Source organism: Parabacteroides timonensis, assembly GCF_900128505.1.
Lineage (GTDB): Bacteria > Bacteroidota > Bacteroidia > Bacteroidales > Tannerellaceae > Parabacteroides > Parabacteroides timonensis.
In genome coordinates, this window is sequence record NZ_LT669940.1 from 1,239,914 (window position 1) to 1,265,522 (window position 25,609).

The 25,609-nt window shown below is 40.6% G+C and carries 19 protein-coding genes and 1 CRISPR repeat array; of the genes, 8 read left to right on the forward strand and 11 right to left on the reverse strand.

The annotated features are described in order from the left end of the window. Positions 1 to 32: 32 nt before the first annotated feature. Both BQ7394_RS05435 and BQ7394_RS05440 read right to left on the reverse strand, forming a co-directional pair. Positions 33 to 1,130 (reverse strand): phosphotransferase enzyme family protein, encoded by a 1,098-nt coding sequence (locus tag BQ7394_RS05435; RefSeq protein WP_075556438.1) that lies wholly within the window; start codon positions 1,128 to 1,130, stop codon positions 33 to 35. Between the two features lie 149 nt (positions 1,131 to 1,279). Further along, on the reverse strand, positions 1,280 to 1,534 hold the full coding sequence (locus BQ7394_RS05440) for a type B 50S ribosomal protein L31 (RefSeq protein ID WP_028726229.1): 255 nt from the start codon (positions 1,532 to 1,534) through the stop codon (positions 1,280 to 1,282). 220 nt (positions 1,535 to 1,754) lie between these two features. On the opposite strand from BQ7394_RS05440, the gene BQ7394_RS05445 reads away from it, so the two are divergent. The 4 genes from BQ7394_RS05445 (at position 1,755) to cas2 (ending at position 9,255) form a co-directional block, all read left to right on the forward strand. Further along, positions 1,755 to 2,753: a class II fructose-bisphosphate aldolase gene (locus BQ7394_RS05445; RefSeq protein WP_075556439.1), complete on the forward strand. Its 999-nt coding sequence runs from the start codon at positions 1,755 to 1,757 to the stop codon at positions 2,751 to 2,753. 691 nt (positions 2,754 to 3,444) lie between these two features. Beyond that, on the forward strand, positions 3,445 to 7,965 hold the full coding sequence (gene cas9, locus BQ7394_RS05450; RefSeq protein ID WP_075556440.1) for a type II CRISPR RNA-guided endonuclease Cas9: 4,521 nt from the start codon (positions 3,445 to 3,447) through the stop codon (positions 7,963 to 7,965). A gap of 23 nt (positions 7,966 to 7,988) precedes the next feature. Then, positions 7,989 to 8,921, forward strand: a complete 933-nt coding sequence (gene cas1 / locus BQ7394_RS05455) for a type II CRISPR-associated endonuclease Cas1 (protein ID WP_075556441.1) — start codon at positions 7,989 to 7,991, stop codon at positions 8,919 to 8,921. A gap of 1 nt (position 8,922) precedes the next feature. Further along, positions 8,923 to 9,255, forward strand: coding sequence for a CRISPR-associated endonuclease Cas2 (cas2, locus tag BQ7394_RS05460; RefSeq protein WP_075556442.1), 333 nt, complete (start codon positions 8,923 to 8,925; stop codon positions 9,253 to 9,255). A 108-nt stretch (positions 9,256 to 9,363) separates the two neighbouring features. After that, positions 9,364 to 10,717: direct repeats of the CRISPR family, unit length 47 nt; unit sequence GCTGTATTCAATATGACAAAGATATAAGTTTGAAAGCAAATCACAAC. Between the two features lie 36 nt (positions 10,718 to 10,753). Here the strand turns inward: cas2 and BQ7394_RS05465 are convergent. Then, positions 10,754 to 12,157, reverse strand: a complete 1,404-nt coding sequence (locus BQ7394_RS05465) for an MFS transporter (protein WP_075556443.1) — start codon at positions 12,155 to 12,157, stop codon at positions 10,754 to 10,756. A gap of 10 nt (positions 12,158 to 12,167) precedes the next feature. Further along, a complete protein-coding gene (locus BQ7394_RS05470) occupies positions 12,168 to 14,171 on the reverse strand; it encodes a hypothetical protein (protein WP_075556444.1) in 2,004 nt (667 codons plus the stop codon). 115 nt (positions 14,172 to 14,286) lie between these two features. On the opposite strand from BQ7394_RS05470, the gene BQ7394_RS05475 reads away from it, so the two are divergent. After that, the gene (locus BQ7394_RS05475; RefSeq protein WP_075556445.1) at positions 14,287 to 14,907 is read left to right on the forward strand and encodes a DUF4923 family protein; all 621 of its coding nucleotides are present in this window, start codon (positions 14,287 to 14,289) and stop codon (positions 14,905 to 14,907) included. A gap of 88 nt (positions 14,908 to 14,995) precedes the next feature. On the opposite strand, the gene BQ7394_RS05480 is transcribed toward BQ7394_RS05475, so the two are convergent. The 3 genes from BQ7394_RS05480 to BQ7394_RS05490 form a co-directional block, all read right to left on the reverse strand. Further along, positions 14,996 to 15,667: a YczE/YyaS/YitT family protein gene (locus tag BQ7394_RS05480; protein ID WP_075556446.1), complete on the reverse strand. Its 672-nt coding sequence runs from the start codon at positions 15,665 to 15,667 to the stop codon at positions 14,996 to 14,998. Positions 15,668 to 15,934: 267 nt separating this feature from the next. Further along, on the reverse strand, positions 15,935 to 18,055 hold the full coding sequence (locus BQ7394_RS05485; protein WP_075556877.1) for an HRDC domain-containing protein: 2,121 nt from the start codon (positions 18,053 to 18,055) through the stop codon (positions 15,935 to 15,937). Positions 18,056 to 18,168: 113 nt separating this feature from the next. Next, on the reverse strand, positions 18,169 to 19,767 hold the full coding sequence (locus tag BQ7394_RS05490) for an aspartate:alanine exchanger family transporter (RefSeq protein ID WP_075556447.1): 1,599 nt from the start codon (positions 19,765 to 19,767) through the stop codon (positions 18,169 to 18,171). A 124-nt stretch (positions 19,768 to 19,891) separates the two neighbouring features. Between BQ7394_RS05490 and truA the strand changes: the two genes are divergently transcribed. Genes truA through BQ7394_RS05505 form a run of 3 tightly spaced genes read left to right on the forward strand, consistent with a single transcriptional unit; the run spans position 19,892 to position 22,228 of the window. After that, complete coding sequence (truA, locus tag BQ7394_RS05495; protein ID WP_075556448.1) at positions 19,892 to 20,644, forward strand: tRNA pseudouridine(38-40) synthase TruA; 753 nt, start codon at positions 19,892 to 19,894, stop codon at positions 20,642 to 20,644. Between the two features lie 44 nt (positions 20,645 to 20,688). After that, positions 20,689 to 21,585 carry a DMT family transporter gene (locus BQ7394_RS05500; protein WP_075556449.1) on the forward strand — a complete coding sequence of 299 codons (897 nt, stop codon included), beginning with the start codon at positions 20,689 to 20,691 and terminating at the stop codon, positions 21,583 to 21,585. A gap of 10 nt (positions 21,586 to 21,595) precedes the next feature. Beyond that, on the forward strand, positions 21,596 to 22,228 hold the full coding sequence (locus tag BQ7394_RS05505) for a DUF3256 family protein (RefSeq protein WP_075556450.1): 633 nt from the start codon (positions 21,596 to 21,598) through the stop codon (positions 22,226 to 22,228). Between the two features lie 156 nt (positions 22,229 to 22,384). Here BQ7394_RS05505 and BQ7394_RS05510 read toward each other — a convergent pair whose 3' ends face one another. From BQ7394_RS05510 to BQ7394_RS05525, 4 genes are all read right to left on the reverse strand, one after another. Next, a complete protein-coding gene (locus BQ7394_RS05510; RefSeq protein WP_075556451.1) occupies positions 22,385 to 22,837 on the reverse strand; it encodes a PepSY-like domain-containing protein in 453 nt (150 codons plus the stop codon). A 122-nt stretch (positions 22,838 to 22,959) separates the two neighbouring features. After that, positions 22,960 to 23,808: a PepSY-like domain-containing protein gene (locus BQ7394_RS05515; protein WP_075556452.1), complete on the reverse strand. Its 849-nt coding sequence runs from the start codon at positions 23,806 to 23,808 to the stop codon at positions 22,960 to 22,962. Between the two features lie 23 nt (positions 23,809 to 23,831). Next, on the reverse strand, positions 23,832 to 24,272 hold the full coding sequence (locus BQ7394_RS05520) for a PepSY-like domain-containing protein (protein WP_075556453.1): 441 nt from the start codon (positions 24,270 to 24,272) through the stop codon (positions 23,832 to 23,834). A 70-nt stretch (positions 24,273 to 24,342) separates the two neighbouring features. After that, entirely contained in the window at positions 24,343 to 25,608 is a 1,266-nt protein-coding gene (locus tag BQ7394_RS05525) for a sensor histidine kinase (protein WP_075556454.1), read from the reverse strand. Between the last annotated feature and the right edge of the window lies 1 nt (position 25,609).

The window sequence follows — 25,609 nt, forward strand, 5'->3', positions numbered from 1 at the left end:
CAGTCCACTGTCATCTGTCCACTATCACCTGTTTACAGCCATTCTTTCATAAAGCTGTCCATCTCTTCAGCATGTTCTTCCAGGCTTTGCAGCAGTTTGAACTGAGCTTTTGTACGGATCAGGTTATGTTTCGGGCTATGGATCTTATAATAAGTATCGCCGTTGATATAGTCTGTCAGGAAGCGTACGGTCTGCATATAAGTCAATAAACGACCGCCATAAGGAAGTAGACTGATTTCCAGCGGAGAAAGGAATGCCTTGGCTGTTTCCATGTAACCACGGGTATATGCTTTGAAGATATCCATGTTCACATTTACGTTGTCCAGGTTTTCATCGTCTTCAGCACCTGTGTTTGCTCCTGTACGGATAAAGTCACCGATATCCGACAAAACGAATCCCGGCATAACGGTGTCGAGGTCGATCACACAAAGCACTTTGTCTGTGTCGGCATCGAACATCATGTTGTTCACTTTTGTATCGCAATGGTTTGTGCGTTTCTGAAGTTTTCCTTCGCGATATAAACGTTCCTGGATACACATGGCTTCCGCACGTTTTTCTACTTCTTCGATCAGGTCTTTTACTTCTTCCAGACGTCCTGCGGCATTTGCTTTTACAGCATCATGGAATTGTTGCAGGCGGAATTCCATATTATGGAAATTAGGAATTGTTTCGCCCAGCGATCCTTCCGGCAGGTCTGACAACATGGATTGGAAATCACCAAAAGCTTTTCCTGCTTCATAAGACAGTTCGGGAGTCACTTCTTCATAGCTTTTGCTGTTCGGGATGAACAGGCATACACGCCAGTAACTGTCGCCGTCGAAGTAATAGGGTTTGCCATCTTTTGTCGGAAGGAAAGTCAATACTTTACGGTCGATATCGCTCTCGCCTTTGGCTTCCAGTTTCTTACGGATGTGTGTCGTTACAGTTTTGATATTGTTCTGTAACATATCTACATTTGTAAAGATCAGATGGTTGATACGTTGTAATACGTATTTGATTTCACCTTTTTCGTTCGTTACTTTCAGCGTATCGTTAATGTGTCCGTTTCCGAAAGGTTCAGCGGAAACTACTTTTTCTGCCAGTGTGAACTGGTCGAGAATGTTCAGTAATTCTTCTTTTGTTTTTGCCATGGTATTTTATTCGATTAATATAGCTTTTAACAAGCTACAAATATAGGAATATTTTTGATTTTCCCCCTTTCTTATGCCTAAAATGGGAGGGCATAAAAAAAGGCTGCGAACTAAATCGCAACCTTTTTTCAATTCCTTGCAGGAAATGATTATTTCTTATTACGGTTACCGTAACGGCTCATGAACTTATCAACACGTCCAGCAGTATCCACTAGTTTAGACTTACCAGTGTAGAACGGGTGTGAAGTGTTAGAGATTTCGACCTTTACCAGTGGGTATTCAACACCGTCGATTTCGATAGTTTCTTTTGCATTAATAGTTGAACGAGTGATAAATACATCATCGTTTGACATGTCCTTGAATACTACAGGACGATAGTTTTCAGGATGGATTCCTTTTTTCATTGCTTCTTTATCTAATTTAATTTATACTCTTATTAGTTTGGTAACCGGTAAATTGGCTTGCAAAGGTATGGATTTGCTCTAAACAAACAAAGAATTTCCGACTATTTTTTCCTAAACCTTGACTTTTGTGTTATTTTATATGCTTAATAGCATAATATATTTGGATAGTTTTTATCTTTGTACAAGATTTTCAATCATTAACGTAATAACATATACAACAATGGTAAATTACAAAGACTTAGGTTTGGTAAACACTAGAGAAATGTTTGCTAAAGCCATCAAAGGCGGATATGCAATTCCGGCTTTCAACTTCAATAACATGGAACAGATGCAGGCTATCATCAAGGCTGCTGTTGAAACAAAATCTCCGGTTATCCTGCAGGTATCTAAGGGTGCTCGTCAGTATGCTAATGCAACTCTGTTGCGTTACATGGCTCAGGGTGCAGTTGAATATGCAAAGGAATTAGGTTGCGAAAATCCGCAGATCGTTCTTCACCTGGATCATGGTGATACATTTGAAACTTGCAAGAGCTGTATCGATTCAGGTTTCTCTTCTGTAATGATTGACGGTTCTCACCTGCCTTACGAAGAAAACGTTGCTTTGACTAAGAAAGTGGTTGAATACGCTCATCAGTTCGATGTAACAGTTGAAGGTGAACTGGGTGTATTGGCTGGTGTTGAAGACGAAGTTTCTTCTGATCATCACACATATACTGACCCTGAAGAAGTAATTGATTTCGCTACTCGCACAGGTTGCGATTCTTTGGCTATCTCAATCGGTACTTCTCACGGTGCTTACAAATTTACTCCGGAACAGTGCCATATCGATCCGAAGACTGGCAAGATGGTTCCTCCTCCATTGGCATTCGAAGTATTGGACGCTGTAATGGAAAAACTTCCGGGATTCCCTATCGTTCTTCACGGTTCTTCTTCTGTTCCTGAAGAAGAAGTTGAAACAATCAACAAATTCGGTGGTGCTTTGAAAGCTGCTATCGGTATTCCTGAAGAAGAATTACGTAAGGCTGCTAAGTCTGCAGTTTGCAAGATCAACATCGACTCAGACTCTCGTCTGGCTATGACTGCTGCAATCCGTAAGACTTTCGCTGAGAAACCGGCAGAATTTGACCCTCGTAAATATCTGGGCCCGGCTCGCGATAACATGGAAAAACTGTACAAACACAAAATTCTTAACGTTTTGGGTTCTGACAATAAACTTTAATCCAAGTTACAGATTAAATATAGGAAGCCACTCTGCATTTGCAGGGTGGCTTTTTTTATTTTTACTATCCAAATGTTACAATTTTCGCCTTTTTGCTAACAGGTGAATGGGAGAATTAATCGCTTTTGGAGAAGATAGGCGGCTTTTTCGACTGTTTTGGAGAAGAGTTCGAAAAATCATCTAAATGATTTTTTTAACAGATGGAAATTAGTAGGAAAAAGAGCAAATAACGGGTGCGATGAAGGGCGAAAATGCCAGTTCTTGTGTGTGGATTAAGTTGGTATATGACTGTTTTTGAGATGACGTAATGTTTGTCGCTTTTCGAATTACCGGCTTGCTGAAAAATATCATCTGAATAATTTGCCTGAGTAACAAAAAAATAATAGCAAATCCTTCAAATTAGAAACAATGTGCTATTGCTAATCTCTGCGAGAAGCGCATATTTTCAAAGAAGCGCATGATGCGGTTGATACAGGCTGTGGAGAAAGTATGTCAGTTGACGTTTTGACAAAGTGACAGAATAAAAAAAGGGCGAGTTTCCCCGCCCTGAATGTTTTCACAACGGAATAATCCTTATTGTGATTTGCTTTCAAATTTATCTTTGTAAGTGCAAATATATATAATATTTTTAATAAAAAAAGAAATATTCGAAATAAAAGAATATATTTGAGGATACACAAATGTTAATGCCATGAGAAAAATAGTAGGACTGGATTTGGGTACCAATAGTATAGGTTGGGCACTGTTAAATGCTTCAGAGAATGAAAAAGGGCTTGTTTTGAGTGGAATAGAGCGCTCCGGGAGCAGAATTATCCCTATGGATGCAGCTATATTAGGTGATTTTGATAAAGGTAATTCAAAATCGCAGACTTCTGAACGAACGCGATTTAGGGGAATTCGGCGTTTACGTGAACGTCATTTGTTGCGGCGTGAACGTCTGCATCGTGTATTGAATGTATTAGGTTTTCTTCCTCAGCATTATTTGAACGAAATTGATTTTGACAATCATCCGGGTAAATATCTTACAGATACAGAACCGAAATTACCCTGGAAGAAAATGGCTTCAGGAAAATATGAGTTTCTTTTTAATTCATCTTTTGAAGAAATGTTGAATGACTTTAGAGATAGTCAGCCTCTGCTAGTTGGTGAAGGTCGCAAGGTCCCTTATGACTGGACTATTTATTATCTTCGAAAAAAGGCTTTACGGGAAAAAATAAATAAGGAGGAATTAGCGTGGTTATTATTACACTTCAATCAAAAAAGAGGATATTATCAGTTAAGAGGAGAAGATGAGGAAGAAAATAGTAATAAACTGGTGGAGTTTCATGCGCTGAAAGTTGAATCGGTAAAAGCAACGGATCAGAAAAAAGGTAAGGATGTCTGGTATGAAATAATATTGGAAAATGGTTGGATTTATCGTAGGGCGAGTAGTGTACCTCTTGACTGGAAAGGTAAAACGATGGAGTTTATTGTAACAACAGATATCGAAGAAGACGGTACTCCTAAAGTAGATAAAGACGGTTGTGTAAAACGTTCTTTTCGTGCCCCTAAAGAGGATGACTGGACATTAATCAAAAAGAAAACAGAAGCAGATATCGATCAATCGGCTAAAACGGTAGGAACTTATATTTATGATACTCTTTTGCAACATCCTTCTCAAAAAATACGAGGCAAATTAGTACGTACTGTTGAGCGGAAATACTATAAAGCTGAATTGGAAGCTATACTTAAAAAACAAACAGAGTTTCATCCGGAGTTACAAAATGTTGATCTTTATAATAAGTGTATCACAAATTTGTACCCCAATAATGACTCTCATCGCGAAAATATTGCAAAAAAAGATTTTACTCATCTGTTTCTGAATGATATTATTTTCTTTCAGCGTCCGTTAAAAACAAAAAAATCACTGATAAGTGATTGTCCTTTTGAATATCGGAAATATAAAGATCAGAAAACGGGTGAAGAAAAAATTTCTCCAATTAAATGTATAGCAAAATCGAATCCTTTCTTTCAAGAATTTCGTCTATGGCAGTTTATCAGTAATCTTCGTATCTATCAACGAGAAAAAGAAGTTGACGGAAAATTGAAAGTGGATGTGGATATAACTGGTGAATGGCTGAAAGATGAAGACGATTATGTAGCTTTGTTTGAGTGGCTGAATGACAGAAAAGAAATAAAACAAGATGTGTTACTACAATCTTATTTTAAGCAGAAGAAAATAAAAGGACAGACAGTTTTTCCTTATCGATGGAATTATGTAGAAGAGAAAGTTTATCCATGTAATGAAACGAGGGCTTCTATATTGAGTCGTCTGGATAAAGCTAATGTTTCAAGTGATTTTCTGACAAAAGAAAAGGAAATGGCTTTGTGGCATATTCTATATTCAGTAGAGGATAAATATGAAATAGTTAAAGCTTTGGTTCATTTTAAAGAAAAAAATCAATTGGATGATGCGTTTGTTGAGGCTTTTCGTAAATTTCCTCCTTTGAAAAAGGAGTATGGGACTTACTCGGAAAAAGCAATAAAAAAACTATTGTCATTGATGAGAAGAGGTCAGTTCTGGAGTAAAGATGATATAGATGCTCATACACGGATGCGTATCGAGAAGATTATTACAGGAGAGGTTGATGACAGTATTCTTGAACGTGTTCGTGATAAAGCTATTCACTTATTCGATATTGCAGACTTTCAGGGCTTACCCGTTTGGCTAGCTTCCTATATAGTTTATAATCGTCATGCAGAAGCACAGGAGATGACTAAATGGCTGACAGCCGATGATATGGATGTCTATATAAATTCTTTTAAACAACATTCTTTGCGTAATCCTATTGTGGAGCAGGTCATATTGGAAACATTGAGAACGGTACGTGATATCTGGAAAGAGGCCGGACAGATAGATGAAATCCATGTTGAACTAGGTAGAGAAATGAAAAATCCGGCAGATAAACGAAAACAATTAACTGAACAAACTCTTGAGAATGAAAATACAAATTTAAGAGTAAAGCAGCTGTTGATGGAATTTCTTAATCCGGAATATGAAATAGAGAACGTACGTCCTTATTCTCCCATGCAACAGGAAATATTCAGAATCTATGAAGAGTATGTCTTGAATAGTGTTGAAGTGCCTGACGATATGATGGATGTGATTAAGAAATTCAGAGAATCAGATATAAAGAAACGACCTGGAAAATCAGAGATAATGAGATATAAATTATGGCTGGAACAAAAGTATCGTTCTCCTTATACTGGGGAGATTATTCCTTTGGGGAAACTGTTCACCCCTGCTTATGAAATAGAACATGTCATTCCTCAATCCCGTTATTTTGATGACTCCTTTAGTAATAAGGTGATTTGTGAATCAGAAGTAAATAAATTGAAAAGTAATCAGCTTGGATATGAGTTCATAAAAAATCATCATGGTCAGAAAGTCTCATTGGGTTTTGGTAAGACAGTGGAGGTTTTTTCAGTATCTGCTTATGAAGAATTTATAAAACAAAATTATAGTAGTGCGAGGAATCGGTCTAAAATGAAAAAACTACTGATGGAGGATATTCCGGAAGCATTTATTGAAAGGCAGTTGAACGATAGTCGTTATATAAGTAAAGTAATCAAGGGATTATTATCCAATATTGTTCGTGAAAAAGATGAACAGGAGGCCATCTCAAAAAACGTAATAACCTGTACTGGGGGAGTTACTGACCGACTGAAAAAGGATTGGGGGCTTAATGATGTGTGGAATGATATTGTTTTTCCTCGTTTTGAACGGTTGAATCAATTGACTAACTCGGAACAATTCACAGTATATAATGAGAGAGTACAAAAATATCTTCCTGCTATACCTCTTGAGTTACAGAGGGGTTTTAACAAAAAACGTATTGATCATCGTCATCATGCAATGGATGCTATTGTTATTGCTTGTGCGACACGTAATATTGTGAATTATTTGAATAATGAGTCGGCTAGCAGACGCTCTAAATTCTCCCGGTATGATTTGCAGCATGATCTCTGTGAAAAGCGGAGAACAGATGACAGAGGAAATTATACTTGGCTGATAAAAAAGCCGTGGGATACATTTACGCAAGATGCCCGATTGGCTTTGGAAAATATTATTGTTAGTTTTAAGCAGAACTTACGCGTAATCAATAAAGCTACCAATTTTTATCAACATTATGATGCATCAGGAGAGAAGGTCTTTGTAAAACAGGTAAAAGGCAGTAATTGGGCGATACGTAAACCGATGCATAAAGAAACTGTATTTGGAAATGTGAATCTGCGCAGGATAAAATATGTAAAGTTGTCGGTTGCATTGGATATGCCAAGTATGATAGTTGATAGGTCTTTGAAAGATAAAGTAAAATCACTCATGGCATTGAAATATGAAAAGAAAAGAATAGATAAGTTTTTTAAGGAAAATGCGAACGACTGGAAAAAATATGATTTTACGAAGATAGCAGTTTATTATTATACCAATGATACAAAAGATCGGTTGATTGCTGTAAGAAAGCCTTTGGATAGTTCTTTCAATAAAAAGAAAATAGAAGAAAGTGTAACAGACACTGCTATTCAAAAAATCTTATTGAGGCATCTGGGAAATTTTGAAGAAAAGGCAGAATTAGCCTTTTCACTGGAAGGTATTGATGAGTTGAATCGGAATCTAAAGGCATTGAATGGAGGAAAGTTACATCAGCCTATCTATAAAGTTCGTGTTTGTGAGTTACAAGGAAGTAAATTTAATGTAGGTATAATCGGAAATAAATCAACAAAATATGTAGAGGCAGCTAAAGGTACAAATCTCTTTTTTGCTGTTTATCAAACGGAGAATGGTGAACGAACGTATGATTCAATTCCCTTAAATGTTGTTATTGAGCGTCAAAAACAGGGTTTGCTTTCTGTTCCGGAAGTTGATGAGAATGGAAATAAGTTATTATTCTGGCTTTCTCCGAATGATTTAGTTTATGTACCTACTGAAGATGAGGTTGTGAATAATAGAATTGGCGATAAGCTGAAAAGTAAAAGAATATATAAGATGGTTAGTTGTACAAAAGGGGAGGCGCATTTTATTCCTTGTAATATTGCATATCCTATTGTTCCTGTACTGGAGTTGGGTAGTAATAATAAAGCACAGCGTTCCTGGACTGGTGAAATGATCAAAGAGATTTGTTTACCTCTGAAGGTAAACAGGCTCGGGATTATAATACATAGAAGTAAATAAGAGTATTATTAAATCATTTTGTTATGATTAAGTGTACGTTATATTTTGGAAATCCAGCGTATTTATCTACTTGTAATAATCAGTTAATGATTAAATTACCAGAAGTAGAGAAGAATGATACTGTGCCGGAGAGCTTTAAGAAGCAGGCGGTAGTCAGTCGTCCGATAGAAGATATTGGTGTTGTTGTATTGGATAATAAACAGATAACTATTACATCCGGTGCTTTGGAAGCTCTTTTGGAAAATAATTGTGCTGTTATTTCCTGTGATAGTAAAAGTATGCCTGTCGGGTTAATGTTACCTTTATGTGGAAATACAACTCAGAATGAGCGATTTCGTGATCAACTGGATGCTTCATTACCATTGAAAAAGCAGTTGTGGCAACAGACTATAAAGATGAAGATAGAAAATCAAGCATCTGTTTTATCTGATAGTACAGGTGCAGAAGTCAGAAATATGCGTGTATGGGCAAACGATGTAAAGAGTGGTGATCCTGATAATCTGGAAGCTCGTGCAGCTGCCTATTATTGGAAGAATTTATTCTACAGAATAAAAGATTTTACAAGGGAAAGGGATGGTATTCCTCCTAATAATTTATTGAATTATGGATATGCAATATTACGTGCAGTGGTTGCCCGTGGACTGGTCTCCAGCGGTATGTTACCTACTTTAGGAATTCATCATCATAATCGTTATAATGCATATTGTTTGGCTGATGATATCATGGAACCGTATCGACCTTATGTAGATGAATTAGTGGTTGATATTATAAAAAATGGCGAAGACATAACAGAATTATCGAGAGACATAAAAGCCAAGTTGCTTAATATTCCTGTTTTGGATGTTAATATTAATGGCAAACGTAGCCCTTTGATGATTGCTGTAGGGCAGACAACAGCGTCTTTATATAAATGTTTTAGTGGTGGATTGCGCCGTATCTCATATCCGGAAAGATAGTATGAATCGATTTAGTGAATATCGCATTATGTGGGTACTTGTATTTTTTGACCTGCCAACTGATACGAAGAAAAATAAGAAGGCTTATACGGATTTCAGAAAGAATCTGCAGAAGGATGGCTTTACTATGTTTCAGTTTTCAATTTATGTACGTCATTGTGCAAGTAGTGAAAATGCAGAGGTTCATATAAAACGTGTAAAGTCTTTTCTTCCGGAGTATGGTCAGGTTGGTCTTCTTTGTATAACGGATAAACAGTTTGCTAATATTGAACTTTTTTATGGGAAAAAGATTCATGGAGTAAGTGCTCCAGGTCAACAATTGGAACTTTTCTAAAATAAAAAATCTCGTCTTTATGGCGAGATTTTTTATTTGAATACAGTAGTTTTTTATTTCCTGCATTTGCTTATAAGTTATTGAATAATAGTTGCTTGTCGATGTTGTGCTGTATTCAATATGACAAAGATATAAGTTTGAAAGCAAATCACAACCAAGAGAGATCGTGTTAACGCCTGCATCCGGCTGTATTCAATATGACAAAGATATAAGTTTGAAAGCAAATCACAACGAAATGCGGCTCATATAATCTTTCCCGGAGGCTGTATTCAATATGACAAAGATATAAGTTTGAAAGCAAATCACAACAAAAGAAACAAGCGAAATTTAATACAAAATGCTGTATTCAATATGACAAAGATATAAGTTTGAAAGCAAATCACAACCGATTGAAGGCATTCCCAGAAGCGAAAGCAGCTGTATTCAATATGACAAAGATATAAGTTTGAAAGCAAATCACAACATTGCGACCTGTAATAACTACCCACTTTGAGCTGTATTCAATATGACAAAGATATAAGTTTGAAAGCAAATCACAACCGCCGGCGAGTTGAAATGTCCGCCATTTGTGCTGTATTCAATATGACAAAGATATAAGTTTGAAAGCAAATCACAACTAACGCGAGCCATTGTTTGTTTTACTTCCTGCTGTATTCAATATGACAAAGATATAAGTTTGAAAGCAAATCACAACTTGGAATAACCATATCTATTATATAAGGCGCTGTATTCAATATGACAAAGATATAAGTTTGAAAGCAAATCACAACTAAGTTCAGTTGTTGCGTTAATTTCAGCCTGCTGTATTCAATATGACAAAGATATAAGTTTGAAAGCAAATCACAACAAAGATAAACACGCTCCCCTCAGATATATCGCTGTATTCAATATGACAAAGATATAAGTTTGAAAGCAAATCACAACAAAGCATGTTCAGAACGTCTTCTGAAGCGAGCTGTATTCAATATGACAAAGATATAAGTTTGAAAGCAAATCACAACGTACTGATTTATCCGTATAGTCGACACCGGGCTGTATTCAATATGACAAAGATATAAGTTTGAAAGCAAATCACAACGCTTTATAATTCGTTAACAGTTTAGTCTTTGCTGTATTCAATATGACAAAGATATAAGTTTGAAAGCAAATCACAACTTATTGATGCAGCAAGTGTACTTTTAGCGGCTGTATTCAATATGACAAAGATATAAGTTTGAAAGCAAATCACAACGCGAACTGTTACTTCCTGTACCCTTGATTAGCTGTATTCAATATGACAAAGATATAAGTTTGAAAGCAAATCACAACGGTGCACCCGAACCACACCACAGACCCGGCGCTGTATTCAATATGACAAAGATATAAGTTTGAAAGCAAATCACAACTATCACGGAATAACATAGCCATTGGCATAAGCTGTATTCAATATGACAAAGATATAAGTTTGAAAACAAATCACAAGTATCGATCTTATAATTGTTGTTTATAAAAACTCAGACTATTTGAATCCTTTTAGCGGCCTCGGTTGTGAAATCCTTAAACAACTGACTATTGCAGCGACAATAGCAAATCCGGTAGCTAAATATAGACAAGCCTGTGTACTGTTGTTGGGAACTAAATTGAATATCATGGCAACCAGTGTCGCTCCCAGTGTTTGTCCCAGTAGACGGGCGGTGCCCAGCATCCCGCTTGCTCCGCCACTTCGGTTGGATGGGGCGGAGGAGATGATAGTGCTGTTGTTGGGTGTCTGGAATAAGCCGAAGCCGGCTCCACAAATAAACAGGCGCCATACTATATCCATATTTGTCGGATTTTCAGGCAGTATGGCGAGAAGGAAAAGACCGGCTGCAAATACGGTCATGCCGATACCTCCTAATATACCTGCATGGATACGTTCTACCAACCGACCCGCAAGGGGAGCCATGATCATGGTGGCCAACGGCCAGGGTGTCAGAAGTAAGCCTGTCGTAACATCACTGCGTCCCAGCGAACCCTGCAGGAAAAAGGGGAGGGAGATCATTGCCAGCATTTGCCCGGTGAAAGAACAGATAGATGTGCCGATCGACATGGAGAAGATCGGGATACGCATCAGGTCGACCGGCAGCAACGGAAACTTCTCATGCAGTTGGCGGCGTACAAAGAAATAACCGATCACGAACAATGCAAATATCCCGGCTATGATCAATGTTGTGTTTTCTTTGTGGGCAATACCCTCTAACGAGAATATAAGCAGACCAAAGGTGACTGCGTTCATCAGACAACTGAGCTTGTCGAAACGGCGTCCGGTTACTTTTACCGGATTGTCAGGCAGGTGCATCAGTCCGATTGCGAGTGCAGCAATTCCTATCGGGATATTGATGGCAAAAAGCCAATGCCACGAACCCAATGAGAGAATGATTGAAGCGATTGTAGGTCCGGCAGCAATCGATACGGCAACGACAAGGGCGTTGATACCCATCCCACGACCTAGAAAACGTTTGGGATAGATGATCCGGAGCAGCGCCGTATTCACGCTTGTGATTGCGGCTGCTCCGAATCCTTGTAAGATACGGGCGGCTGTCAGCATCCAGAATGAATCGGCAAAGGCGCAGATGGCAGACGTGATGCTGAATAGCAAAATCCCTGATAAGTAAATCTTCCGGTAACCGTAAATGTCTCCCAACGAAGAGAAAGAGAGCAGCGAAATGGTAATAGCCAGCTGATAAGCATTGACTACCCAGATCGTTACGGACGGTGAAGTTCCCAGGTCACGGGCGATTGTCGGTAAAGCCACATTGGCGATGGTGCCGTCTATCACAGACATTCCAACTCCCAGGGCAGTGGCTAAAATAGCCCAGTAACGCTTGGGTAATGGTAATCCGTCGTTCTCATTTACAGATATGGCGCGATTTTGCAATATCATTTTATCATAATTACTTAATGACTTCTCTTACCGCTTCCAACATCGGTTCGACTGTCAACGGACTGCCGGTTGCCAATATCATCCACTGGTTAGGTGTCAGACATCCCTGCCGGAAGATACGTTCGACTTCATTGGCGAAATCCTTCCCTTCCAGATACTGGTCGAGTTGAAATTCGATGATCTGTCCGAATGCATAGGCCGATAAATACAGCGGATAACTGATCATATGGGAGTAAACAGCCAGTACGGTTTCATCTTTTACCCCGAAAACAGGAGCATAATATTTGTTCCATATTTCTTTAGACAATAAGATGGTTGCTTCTTTCAGCTGTTCCGCTGTTGCGTCCGGATGGGCATACATCCATTTCCAAACAGAAATATCCAGCATGGAAACACCGCAGATCTCATACATACTCCAAATCTTGTCCAGCACATCCATAGCTTTCTTCTCCGGATTCGGATCGGTGATGCCTAAAATTTCAAGGTCACGTTTTTGGAAAACAAATGCCAGCGCCTCGGTGAAAGCGGTGTTCGGAACGCCATGCAGCATATAATAATCCACATCATAAAGTGACAATGTCTGTTCCACATTATGCCCAAATTCATGAATGGCAATGTTATACCCTTTGTAATTCATTCCGGAAGAAGGAATACGGGTGCGAAGGCGCGACTGCTGTCCTTTCATCGAAGCTCCCCAGGCGTGTCCTGAACCACGGGCCGCATCTACTGTGATCTTGTCTGCCAGGTAGTTTGCGCGTTCGGCACTGAATCCCAGTTTCATCAGGATATCCGGCAGTTTGTTATCCAGTGCGGCAGCATCCGGGTAAAGAGCCTGCGTTTGTGCATCCAGCTTCGTTTCATCCAGGTTGCTGCGGGCTTTGAAACCATCGTACCAGATGTCGTAAGCTTCCAACTTACGTCCCAGGCGCTTGGAGATCATTTTACCGACTTCTTTCAGTTCGGGGGCAGAAAGAAATTCGTCAAACAGTTTTTCTACATCCTGCAGGGCTACTTCCATATCATCATTGAATTTGCGGTCGATATAAGTATTTCCGGTGTATTGGTCGATGCCTTGCATAGCTTTGAAATTGTTGAGCATCTTCTGATAACGCGTAGTCGATTCGGGTGTCGATTTTACCTCTTTACCGTTTTGTTTGATTGTGTTTGTATATGGATCCCATTCATAGGCTCCTGAATTGATTACTTCAAGAGGTATATCCTGCGATATGATACGTTTCATCACTTCGTAAACCGTACGTTGCTTATCCAGCCCTTCTTTTCCTTTGTTATAGTTCGCTTTGATCTCGTCACGCAGATTCCAGTGTGATAACAGGATCATGTCTTGCGGAAACAGCAACTGTCCTTTCTTGTTTGTCACATGCCCCATATAAATATTGTACTGGGAAATATAGATATCGGCATCGCTTTCAGCGTTTGAGGCAGCTTGCAGAAGAGAGGCCGGGATGCGTTCCGTGAACAGGTCGCCCATACGTGCGTAAGCCCATGCTTTACGGTCGGTTCCGAGTGCTTCCTTTTCTTCAAGGGTGAGATGCGGAAAATTCAGGGCAATGATAAAGGCGATTTTGTTGTTGTACAAGTCATCGTTCAGGTGAGTGGACGGACTGTACGAACCGAACTTCTCATCGATAGAGAGCAGCGGTCCGTTATCCAGATGCAGGTTTTTCTGCAGGCGCAGGGACATTTCGTTGAAATGACCGTAAATGCTTTCCAGGTAATCACTGATTTTAAGAAATGTCTGATACTTTTCTTCCGGATCAGTGATATAATTCGCTTCACAGAAAGCCTGGAAAGCGGCATCGTCGCCATCGGTTTCCAGCCAGAGACGGGCAACCTGGTTGACCCCTTTTTCAATACCGTTTTTGTTACTGTTGTCTTTGGTGGTTAATGTGTTGATTGTCGATTGTACGACGGACGGGGCGATAGCCGCTTGTCCGTACAGATACGCTAATGAGCAAATAAGCATGATGCAGATGCGTTTAGTTAGATTTCTCATAAGACAGATGTTGTTAAGTTCAAGATCTTTTGCTGCACAAATAAATGTGAAGAACAAATGTAGCTATAATATTTGTATCTTTGTACGTTTTTAAAAAGAGTAAAACTAGAGAAAAATGAAAAAAGTGTGGGGATTAGTGGTTGCTATCAGCATCCTGCTGTCTGTATCCGGTCAGGCATACGGACAATCGTTGAAAGACATCTTGAATTCATCTACCGTAAAAGATGCGGTGACTTCTGTAACAGGAGGTAAAAAACTGACGGTAGAAAATCTAACGGGAACCTGGACATATACGAATCCGGCTGTCCAGCTGGAAGGAGATAACGCCTTGAAGAATGTAGCTGGAAGTGTGGCTGCCGGTGAACTGGAGAAGAAACTGAAAACATATTGCGCCAAGGCGGGTATCGTTGAGGGTATGTTCAATTATGTATTCAATAGTGACAGCACATTTACGAATGCGTTGAAGAAGAAAACCTTGAAAGGTACTTTCTCTGTTAATCCGGATGAGAAGACGGTTGAGTTGAAATATGCTTTGGGCGGAAAACTGAAAGTGACTACGCTGACAGCTCATGTCGTTATCTCCGGTGATGAGTTGTCCTTGCTTTTCAATGCCGATAAGTTACTGGATTTTCTATCGAAGATATCTTCTATCTCTGACAATTCCACGTTGAAGTTGGTTAATAAACTGGCCAGTGAATATGAAGGGATGATGTTGGGATTTGAATTGAAGAAATAATTCAGCTTTGGAATTGATCCAAAAGCTGACAAAAGATCAAGGCTGAATCGCTTCGCTACTCCGGTGAAGCTCGTTCAGCCTTATTTTTTTATTTTAAACCGGATAATAACCTGTAAAGCGTCTTTTTCGTCATAATCTTCTGATTCAGGAAACTGACGATATACCCTGTAATGCAAGCTGCAATAAGTGAGCCTTCGCGTATGCCTTCGATCCCCTGTGTAAACATGAGCGAAATTAGTACCGCTAAAGTAACCAATGTAACATCAAAATAAACTTTAAACTTTCCAAATTCCTTGTTATAGCAACGGGAAGCATATTTTACAAACGCTTCGGCACTCATCATTGCCACTTTGGGTTTGATTTCGAGTACGACGCCGATAGACTGTACGAGGCATCCTACGAGTAGCAATCCCATCGCCATCCCATAGCTGGAAGGCTGTAAATTGCTGGTCAGTATCATATTGAAATCTATAAAAGCCGAGAAGATGAATGAAAAAGGTATCTGAAGAAGAATTTCTATTGTATCCTGTCGGCTCCTGTCTTTCCTGATCAGCCAGAATTGCCCCATGATCAATAAAATATTCACGATAAACGTCCAGGTCCCTAACGAGAAAGGTGTATTAAGACTTAACACATAATTTACACTGGAAATAGGGGTGGTGCCTAAAGTAGAGCGTACGATCAATACAATACCTACTGCTAAAAAATATAATCCTAAAATAAAAACCGAATACTTTTTTAATAATTCTTTTATCTCCATATCAAATCTCTATTTGCCTGATCTTTATCTTTTTAGACTTACTGAAAAGATATGCAAATATCCGATTTTTTTACCAGAAAGGGATGACTCTGATGGATAAATTAGTATAAAATAGTCAGATGGGAGGTAAATCTCGTTTAAAACGGGCAAAAACTCGTTTTAAACGAGCTTATAGTCCGTTTAAAACGAATAAAAATTCATTTAAAACGAGTTCCATGCTCGTTTAAAACGAGTAAATTGACTTTCAAAATTTATTTATACATACTGTTATCCTTTACGGAATTCATCAACCAGTTTCAGTAATATACTGCCGTAGTTTTCTATGACTTTCTTTCCTATTCCGGGAATAGCCAGCAATTCTCTGGAGTTGGTTGGTAATGTATTTACGATACCCAACAAGGCTTTCTGTTGCAGGATCGTGTAGGGAGGCAACTCTTTTTCTACGGCCAGCTCGTAACGCCAGTTTCTGATGCTGTTGTAAAGGTCCGGATGTAAGATGTCGCTGGAAATCTCCACTTTTGCAGTCTGCGATGAGGAACGCTCGGAGCGTTTTTTGGTCGATGCAGGCGGTTCTATCGATGCTTTGGCCTTGGCGGAGAGATAGCCAACGACAGAAAAACCGTTCTGGCACGCTTTCAATGTCTCCTGCTTCAGATGTAATTCTTCCGTAAATTTGCCGACCGCATTATTGACGGCTTTCCGGCTTTCCTTGTTGTCTATTTCGACAGCCGAGTTTTCTTCCAGAGACGTACAAAGGCTATCGATATGCTCTATAAAATAAGTAACACCTTTCCGGATACGTTCCTGTATCGCTTCGTCTTCCCGGTAATTCGGATTGCCTGTGATCATGCGGGTCAGCTGCTGCTGGAAACGTCCGCTGACCTCTGTTATCACGGAACGGAAAGCATCCCGGGTATTCGCATATTGCGTGTTGAGTTCCGGATATAGCTTTTGTAAATGTGTATAAACCATATAAGCCGCATATTGCAGCCGTTGCTGGATACTCTCGAAGTTGAAAAGTTCGATAGCCAGTTCCAGGAAATATTCTTGTTGCGCCAGTTCCAGTTGTTCTTTTTGCGGTTGTTTTTCGGCGACGGTAGAGGAAAATTCCTGTATCCGTAAATCCTTGATCATGGCATTACGGGTAATGGGACTGCTTAAAACCAATCCTTCCAGGGTTTTACACCGGCTAAGGGCAACATACACCTGGCCATGTGAGAAGGCGGCGGAAGCATCGATGATAGCATGATCGAAAGTCAATCCCTGACTTTTATGGATCGTGATTGCCCAGGCTGTTTTCAGCGGATATTGACTGAAAGTTCCGGCAATCGTCTCTGTGATCTCTTTGGTCTCGGGATTGATCGTATATTTGACGTTGCTCCAGGTTTCTTTTTCAACTTGTATCTCGTTCCCGTCTTCTCCGACAACGGTGATTTTGTTCGGGTTGATGAAAACGATCTTACCGATTTTTCCATTGTAATACCGATGTTCGCCGGAAGAATCGTTCTTGACAAACATAACCTGGGCACCGCATTTCAATTCCAGGTGCTGATCGGTCGGATAGGAGTATTCGGGAAAGTCATTGTTTATTTCCGCATTGAATGTGTACGACTTACCCGGTAATTCCGCCAGTTTACGGTTGTTGAGTTGCTGGGCCTGATAATTATGGGTGGTCAGGGTGATATATCCCTGTCCGTCATCCGGTGTAAAGTTCGGTATATAGCGTTGGTTCAGACAATGTAATGTGTCGTCATCGAACCTGTTTTCCCTGATGTTATTCAATAGATTGATAAACGAACTGTCGCTTTGGCGATATACCTGTGTCAGTTCGATGCAGTAGTAATTACTTTCCCGAAGCGCTTTGCTGTCAAAGAAAAAGGTGGAGGGATAATGTTCTTTCAATAGATTCCATTCTTCCTCTTTGGCAACCGGCGCCAGCTGTTGCAGGTCGCCGATCAATAACAGCTGTACTCCGCCGAATGGCTTTGTCCGATCTTTATAACGGCAAAGGACATCGCTGATAGCATCCAGCAGGTCGGCCCGTACCATACTGACTTCGTCTATCACGAGTAAATCCATACTCCGGATGATATTGATCTTATCCCGGCTGAATTTATTCATATAGTTGTTACTTTGATTACCTTCTCTGTTAGCGGAAGGAATGTAAGGACCGAAAGGTAACTGAAAAAAAGAATGGATGGTTACACCTCCTGCGTTTATAGCAGCAACACCGGTAGGGGCGACAATAATCATACGTTTAGGAGAAACTTCTTTTAGTTTTTTCAGAAACGTAGTTTTTCCAGTTCCGGCTTTTCCTGTCAGAAAGAGGTGCGTTCCTGTGTTCTGTAGGAAGTTGAAGGCCAGGTCAAATTGTTGGTTCATTTGCATGTTCATAGATCTATTGTTTATGGTATCTGCAAATATAAAATAAAAAAACGTGAAAAAGGGTCTTGTCTACCAAAAATCAAGCAGACAAGACCCTTTTTTATTTATACTTTTTCTTAGACAATCAGATTTGCGATCAACTGAATAGATAAAATCAGGAAAACCATTGCAATAGGGTAAACAGTTGCATAGGCAATACTTGGAGCCGAACTGTCTGTCATAGAGTCTGCAGCAGCCAGTCCAGGGGTACTGGTCATACCTCCGGCAACTGTACCGATCAGGTCGAGGATATTGATTTTAAATACCCAGTATCCGAAAATGAGGGCGATGAGCATCGGAACCATGGTTATCGCCATTCCGACCCCGAATAGCGTCCAACCGCTTTCCTGGAAGGTTGATACCAGATTGACACCGGCTGATGTTCCTACTTCAGCCAGGAATAATAACAATCCCAGCTGACGTAACAACTGGTTGGCGGAACCTGACATAGACCAGACGATCGGTCCGGTTTTTCCGATTGCACTTAAAATAAGCGCCACCATCAGGATACCTCCGGTCAGTCCCGGTGAGAAAGAGAATGAGTCGGAAAAGGAGAGATTCAGTTTTCCGAACAATACTCCTAATACGATACCTGCTGCGATAGGGAAGAAATCGGTGTCGGAAAGTTTCTTCTCGTCATTACCGAGTACCTGTCCCACTTCTTTCAGGTCTTCCTTTTCTCCGGCAATCATTAGTTTGTCTCCAAATTTCAGAGTCAGATCCGGTTCGGGAGGAAGGTCGATACCGCTTCGGCGAACACGTGTTACCGTGCAGCTGAAAGTACTTTGCAGGTTTAAATATCCCAATGTCTTATTTAGTATGTTTTTGTTAGTAACCAGCATAGACTGAAGTTCCTGGGTACTATTAAAAGGTAGATCTTCCTTGATGCGTTCACCTACTAATATTTCCAGTTGCTCCAATGACTTATCGTTTCCGACGGCCTTGATCAGGTCTCCTTCTTTTAAAACCGTATTAGCTGTAGGGATGGATGTTTTTTCATTGTGTTTGATGCGGGAAACAACAGCACCTGTCATGCTGCGCAGTTGCAATTGAGCCAGTGTCTTATCACAGATATTGCTGTTGACAATACGGAATGCGGCAGTATGGAGTGGGGGATATTTGCTTTTTCGTTTGGCTTCCAGTGCCTGTGCTTCGGCATTCAAATCGATACGGAGTATTTTGGGTAATAATTTGATAAATAAAATCACACCGATCACGCCGAAAGGATAGGCAATACCATAGGCGATAGAGGCTGAAGATGATTGGGTGGAATCGATTGCTACTGCCAAACCGGGTGTACTGGTCAGTGCTCCGGCAATCAGTCCGACGATACTCGGGGTATCGATTCCAAGGGCATATTTAAAAATGATTCCTGTCAGACTGGCTGATCCGATGATAAGCAAGGTAAGGAGAATCAGTGTTTTACCCTTTGAGCGGAAAGAGTCGAAGAATCCGGGTCCCGCTTGAATGCCGATAGTGAAAATGAATAGTACCAGTCCGAAGTTACCTAATTCTTTGGGGATGATTACTCCGAAGTGCCCGAACAGAAGTGCAATAAAAATAACGGCAGAAACGTCTAGTGAAAGTCCTTTGATCTGTATCCTGCCCAGAATAAATCCTAATGCAACGATCAGAAACAAAGAAAAATAAGACGATTGAAGCAATGTTTCAAACATGTCAAATAGTTTTATTGTGTAGATTTGAGAGTGCAAAAGTACACTTTTTTAGACGTATAGGCAATCTCCCGGCGATAATTCTGTTACCTTTGCAGCGAATTATTAAGAAGTAAATATCCTGCGCGTGAATCGTTATTTTATTTATTTAGGTTATAATGGTAAGAATTTCTGCGGATGGCAGATACAGCCCAATGGCTTAACCGTGCAACAATGCCTGGAGGAGGCTTTGGCTACGTTGTTGCGTCGGCCGGTTCCGGTAGTCGGGGCAGGGCGTACGGATGCGGGAGTGCATGCTCGGCTGATGGTGGCTCATTTTGATTGGGACGAACCGCTTGCTGATCCGGCTTTCCTGGCAGAGAAGCTGAACCGTTTGCTTCCGAAAGATATTGCCGTTTATCGTGTCGTGGCTGTCAAACCGGAGGCACATGCCCGCTTTGATGCTACTTCGCGTACGTATAAATATTATGTCACTACCCGGAAGGATCCGTTTAATTACGATCTGGTCTACCGGATGAATGGGAAACTGGATTTCGAGGCGATGAACGAGGCCTGTAAAGTGTTGTTCGATTACATCGATTTCACCAGCTTCAGCAAGTTGCATACGGATGTCAAAACAAATAACTGCCGGATCTATCAGGCGGGATGGAAACAGGAGGGGGATGTTTGGGTGTTTACGGTACAGGCGGATCGTTTCCTGCGCAATATGGTGCGGGCGATAGTGGGGACGCTGCTGGAAGTAGGCAGGGGAAAGCTGACAATCGATGGCTTTCGTAAAGTTATAGAGGCAAAAGACAGATGTAAAGCCGGGGGATCTGTTCCCGGTCATGCACTTTTCCTGGTAAACGTCACGTATCCCGAATCTCTTTTTGAAGTATAATAAACTATTAACTGTCAATTGTCAACTATCAACTGTCAACTGTTATGTGGGTAGCATTAGCATTTGCCTCAGCATTCCTGCTGGGATGTTATGAGGTGAATAAGAAGATTTCCCTGAATGGGAATGCCGTAATTCCGGTGTTGTTTCTGAATACGTTGATAAGCAGTCTTATCTTCGTCCCTTTCATACTTTTATCGTTCTACACCAATGTGCTGGACGGTACGATGTTTTATGTTCCGCGTGTTTCTTTTGAAACACATGTAGCGGTGTTGATTAAGGCGGTAATCGTATTATCATCCTGGATCTCCGGTTATTTTGCATTGAAGCATTTACCGCTAACCATCACCGGACCGATCAAGGCGACCCAGCCGGTACTTACGCTGGTCGGTGCAATGGTTATTTTCGGTGAACGGCTGAATCTGTACCAATGGGTCGGTGTGTTGCTTTCGATCGCTTCTTTTTATATGCTTTCTTCTTCCGGAAAGAAAGAGGGGATAAATTTCACCCATAATAAATGGATCTTTTTCACGGTGATTTCTATCCTGACCGGTGCTATGAGCGGTTTATACGACAAGCATCTGATGGGGAGTATGGATGTGATGACGGTACAGGTGTGGTTTAATGTATATCAATGTCTGATCATGCTGCCGATCCTGTTATTGTTATGGTATCCGCAGCGGAAAAAGAGTACGCCGTTTGTTTGGCACTGGAATATCGTCTTTATTTCTGTCTTCCTGATCATTGCCGATTGGATTTACTTTTATGCCCTGAGCTTCCCCGATTCGATGATCTCGATCGTATCCATGATACGCCGTAGCAATGTGCTGGTCACTTTTGTCGCCGGAGCGCTCTTCTTCCATGAAAAAAACTTAAAGAGCAAGGCTGTGGACTTATTCCTTGTGTTGTTAGGAATGATATTCCTATATTTGGGGACGAAATAGATAATAGAACATGAAACGACTTATTTTTTCTATATTGATTTGTGCTTTTGCTTTTGGGGTGAAAGCGCAGGAGATGGATGCTTTATTTGTATCCATGCCGGACAGTAATATTCCTCAACTGGAAAATGCCTGGCGTAAAGATTTAATCGATTTGTATAAATCGGGTAAGGAAGCCCGTTTGAAAAATACGATGAATGGCTTTTCTACCTTGAAGAAGCTGACCTCTGATTATTTATTGCTGCAGGCTACCGAACGGAGTACTATCGAAATGAAGTTATTGCCGTTAGTGAATAATACGAATGTGATTTGTATGGTGAAAACGGTGAATGGTCCGGTAGCTGACAGCCAGGTAGACTTTTTTACTACTGAATGGGAACCGTTGGCAGCTTCTGATTTGTTCACTCCGGTTTCTGCCGATTGGTTTATGAAAGAGGATGCGGATAAGAACAGTACAGCCTTTCTGGATGCTACATCCCGTTTGGATATGGATCTGATACAGTACAGTTTAAGTCCCGATAACCTGACACTGACAGCCACGTATACAACTCCCTTGTATCTTAGCCGGGAGGACCGAAAGAATGTAACGCCTTTTATAAAAGAGTCTCCGAAAGTATATACCTGGGAGAAGTTCCATTTCAAATAAGCGATTATACTTTATAAATTATAGCCTCCTCTATAAGGTGCTTTACTTTACTGGGGAGGCTACTTTTTTACTGTGTATTTAACCTTTTACTATTACCGCTGGCAGGGCACTGTCTCTTTATTGGTAAGGCTTTCGACAGATAATAGAAACTGCCCGTTACTCGACAAGTTGTCCCTCCGCGTCAAAAGTCAGCTTTACTTCGTTATTATCCATTTTCAGTTCGAATGTATAGAACATACCTGCCGGTTTTTCTATCGCATCCACTTCCAGTACTTTGTATTGATTGTAGGCGGAGCTGGCCAGTTCATCCATCACGGCAACAGGCACATCTTCCGGACGAGTGTCCCATTTGGTGCTTATCCATTCGTTCTTATCATTGAATACAACCTCTTTGTTAATGTCTTTGTCTTTTATATCCACTTCTGTGCCCTTCTTTTCCTGATCGAACTTCAGGACTGTAGCCTGCGGATACTTGGTGGAGATAAAGTTTTGGAGAGCCTGTGGGATTTCGACGGTGTTATTTACTTTCTTCTGATGATCGTTGCAGCCGGTAAACAGGGAAATGCAACATAAGACGAGAATAGCTAAAACAGATAGTTTTTCTTTCATGACGTTTAATTTTAATTGTTTATAAAAGAAAACACGAACACAATGGAGGTTCAACCATTGTATTCGTGCAGTTTATTCTCGTAAGAAACAAATAGACTATCTACAAAGTTCTTTTTGCATAGTTAATCTTTGCGGACATTCTCAATGTTTCCTTCGGCACTGATCGTTACTTCAACATCATTGTCGCCTTGTTCCAGTTCAAACAGGTAAAACGTTCCTGCCGGCTTTTCGATCTGGTCTATATCTTCGATCCGGTAATTTTTATAGTCGGATGCTTTGAGGGCATTCATGACAATAGCCGGTACTTTATCTTCCGTGATGTCCCATTCGGTAGAAACCCATTCATTGGCCGCATTGAAATATATATCTTTGTAAACGCTGTTGTGAAGAATATCCACTTCGAAGCCGTTCTTTTCCTGATCGAAATCGACGATAGTGGCACCTGCATACATTTCGTTGATTGCGTCTGTGATAGCCTGTGGAATGGTAGTCGGTTGGAAGTGACTGTTGTCATCGTCGGTATCGTTGACTACCTTTATGAGCGTGCCGTCTTCGGCATAATACAGATCGACTTCCTTTTCTCCCTGTTCGGCTTCGATCACATATATTGTGGCTGCATTGGAACGTTCGAGCTTATCGAAGTCAGTATATTTCCAATCGGCATATTCATTGGCCCGCAGGTCTTTGCGTATGGCTTCCGGAAGCAGGCCGAAATTGATTTCGGTCTTTGTCATCAACCAGTTGCCTTTATTGTCGAACCAAGCTTCTGCATCGTTGCCGCTTATATGGAAATCAGCCACTTCGTAGCCGCTCTTGGTTTCCCATTCCACTTTTCCTGCATCCGGATATTTGGTATCGAATGCCTTAGTGACTGTCTGGTCAGGCAGGTAGTTGTTGTCATCATCATCACAGCTTGTAAAAGCCAGTAAACCACACATTGCTAATGCTAATACAGATAATTTTGTTCTCATATTTCTTTCTTTTTGTTCTGTTATTAATCAAACTTTTTAAAATTGCCGTTACGGTCGAACTTGAGTTCGAGGTCCGTGTTTAGCTTGACCTCATATTCACGTGTATCTTTATCTACTGAAACAACAGTATTGTCGGGAAAGTTTTTCCGGATATAATCAGCTATTCTTTCCGGTAAAACACTTAATGGGATAGATGCGTGACGTGTTTCAATCTCTTTCCATTCACCGGACTTGTCGAACTCGACATTTGTCCCGTTCGTCAGGATGACATCGTATCCTTTAACACCCAATAGATTACTCTCGATCTTAATATGCGAAATATCCGTTTGTCCGAAATTGGCAGTGATGAAATTCCGACATACAGAAGGCAAAACCGATTTGTCTCTTGTTACCTTTTCGTTATCAGCGAAAATGGCCATGACAGATAATAACAGGCTGGCCAGAATTAATCCAAACTTCTTCATAACATTCTTCTTTTAATTTATACTGCAAAGAAAAGGAGACATTTGGGAAAGATTTGGGAAAACCACCCCATTAGAATGTTAAAATGAATTTATGCAAGCCGTTATATTCATATTTTATATCTATTCCATAAATGGAGGTGATCGACTTAACGATAGCTAATCCCAATCCTGTCGATTCTTTTTTATGCGTTTGCTTTTCGAAACGATTGAATAAGGTCGCTTCATTCAACCCAGTGCTTTCACTGCTGTTGGATATTGTCAGTGTCCGGCCGGTTACCGAAATGGCGATCGATCCGTTTTCTATATTATGTATAAAAGCATTCTTTAAAAGATTGCTGAGCAGGGTAGAGGCCAGCGATTCATTCATTGTATATATTAATGTACCGGTTTCGGTATAGGTGACATGTATATTCTTGTATTCATACATATCCTCGAAGTCTGGCAAATATTTATTGATTAGTTTATTGAAGTCTATCTCGGAAGTATCGGGGAACTGTTTGTTGTCGATACGCGAAAGAAGCAGCAAAGACTTGTTCATTTTGATGATGCCCCGAAGCGTATGGTTGATCCCGGCTATTTCGGAGAGTTGCTCTTCCGTACAATCGGGGTTTTCGCTGAGCAGTTCCAGTTTATTCATGCAGATGGCAAGTGGGGTTTGCAATTCGTGGGAAGCATTCTCTACAAATTGTTTTTGCTGGTTATACATTTCCGTACTCCGGTTGGTTGCCGTTTGGATAGCCTGGTTCAGTATTTTGAACTCTTCCACCTTGGTTTGGTTTACCAATGGAGCCTGTTGTTTTCCGGGCCGGTATTCTTTCAACCACTTTACCAACGTATAAAGCGGGCGGAAACTGGACTTGAATACGAAATGCGATACCAGCAGGATGCAACACAAAAGGCTTACATATAGAATAATGATACTCACAAAAATCGCTTCCGCCATATCCTCTTTTTCGAGGGTGGAGGTTTCGATCGTCAGTTCGTAATATTTCCGGTCGGCTGTCATGAACCAGGTGCGTAACACACGTACCGGTTCATCTTCCATCTCTATTTCGATGTAAGTTGTCGAATCGAAGAACTCGTCTTTATCCAGATTGGCTTCCGATTCGGGGACTTCGCGGATATAATATTTAGTCATTATATCCACATGGTCATGCAGGAGCGTGCTGTCGGCAAGTACCGTCTTGATGATGATCTCCTTGTAATTTTCCAGGCTATCGTTGGTCTCGTCGTCTATTTCATGCATGATGACGAAATAGAAACAACATGCCCACGCCGTTAGAATGATCAACAGCGGGATGGACAGGTTGCGGAATGTATAATGGATCAGTTTCATC

Excerpts from the sequence above, each read along its gene's own strand:
- BQ7394_RS05480 (WP_075556446.1), bottom strand. The coding sequence starts at position 15,667 with ATGGAGATAAAAGAATTATTAAAAAAGTATTCGGTTTTTATTTTAGGA.
- BQ7394_RS05520 (WP_075556453.1), bottom strand. The coding sequence starts at position 24,272 with ATGAAGAAGTTTGGATTAATTCTGGCCAGCCTGTTATTATCTGTCATG.
- cas1 (WP_075556441.1), top strand. The coding sequence starts at position 7,989 with ATGATTAAGTGTACGTTATATTTTGGAAATCCAGCGTATTTATCTACT.
- BQ7394_RS05505 (WP_075556450.1), top strand. The coding sequence starts at position 21,596 with ATGAAACGACTTATTTTTTCTATATTGATTTGTGCTTTTGCTTTTGGG.
- BQ7394_RS05470 (WP_075556444.1), bottom strand. The coding sequence starts at position 14,171 with ATGAGAAATCTAACTAAACGCATCTGCATCATGCTTATTTGCTCATTA.
- cas2 (WP_075556442.1), top strand. The coding sequence starts at position 8,923 with ATGAATCGATTTAGTGAATATCGCATTATGTGGGTACTTGTATTTTTT.
- BQ7394_RS05490 (WP_075556447.1), bottom strand. The coding sequence starts at position 19,767 with ATGTTTGAAACATTGCTTCAATCGTCTTATTTTTCTTTGTTTCTGATC.
- cas9 (WP_075556440.1), top strand. The coding sequence starts at position 3,445 with ATGAGAAAAATAGTAGGACTGGATTTGGGTACCAATAGTATAGGTTGG.
- BQ7394_RS05510 (WP_075556451.1), bottom strand. The coding sequence starts at position 22,837 with ATGAAAGAAAAACTATCTGTTTTAGCTATTCTCGTCTTATGTTGCATT.
- BQ7394_RS05475 (WP_075556445.1), top strand. The coding sequence starts at position 14,287 with ATGAAAAAAGTGTGGGGATTAGTGGTTGCTATCAGCATCCTGCTGTCT.
- BQ7394_RS05445 (WP_075556439.1), top strand. The coding sequence starts at position 1,755 with ATGGTAAATTACAAAGACTTAGGTTTGGTAAACACTAGAGAAATGTTT.
- BQ7394_RS05515 (WP_075556452.1), bottom strand. The coding sequence starts at position 23,808 with ATGAGAACAAAATTATCTGTATTAGCATTAGCAATGTGTGGTTTACTG.
- BQ7394_RS05465 (WP_075556443.1), bottom strand. The coding sequence starts at position 12,157 with ATGATATTGCAAAATCGCGCCATATCTGTAAATGAGAACGACGGATTA.
- BQ7394_RS05435 (WP_075556438.1), bottom strand. The coding sequence starts at position 1,130 with ATGGCAAAAACAAAAGAAGAATTACTGAACATTCTCGACCAGTTCACA.
- BQ7394_RS05440 (WP_028726229.1), bottom strand. The coding sequence starts at position 1,534 with ATGAAAAAAGGAATCCATCCTGAAAACTATCGTCCTGTAGTATTCAAG.
- BQ7394_RS05525 (WP_075556454.1), bottom strand. The coding sequence starts at position 25,608 with ATGAAACTGATCCATTATACATTCCGCAACCTGTCCATCCCGCTGTTG.
- BQ7394_RS05485 (WP_075556877.1), bottom strand. The coding sequence starts at position 18,055 with ATGCAAATGAACCAACAATTTGACCTGGCCTTCAACTTCCTACAGAAC.
- BQ7394_RS05500 (WP_075556449.1), top strand. The coding sequence starts at position 20,689 with ATGTGGGTAGCATTAGCATTTGCCTCAGCATTCCTGCTGGGATGTTAT.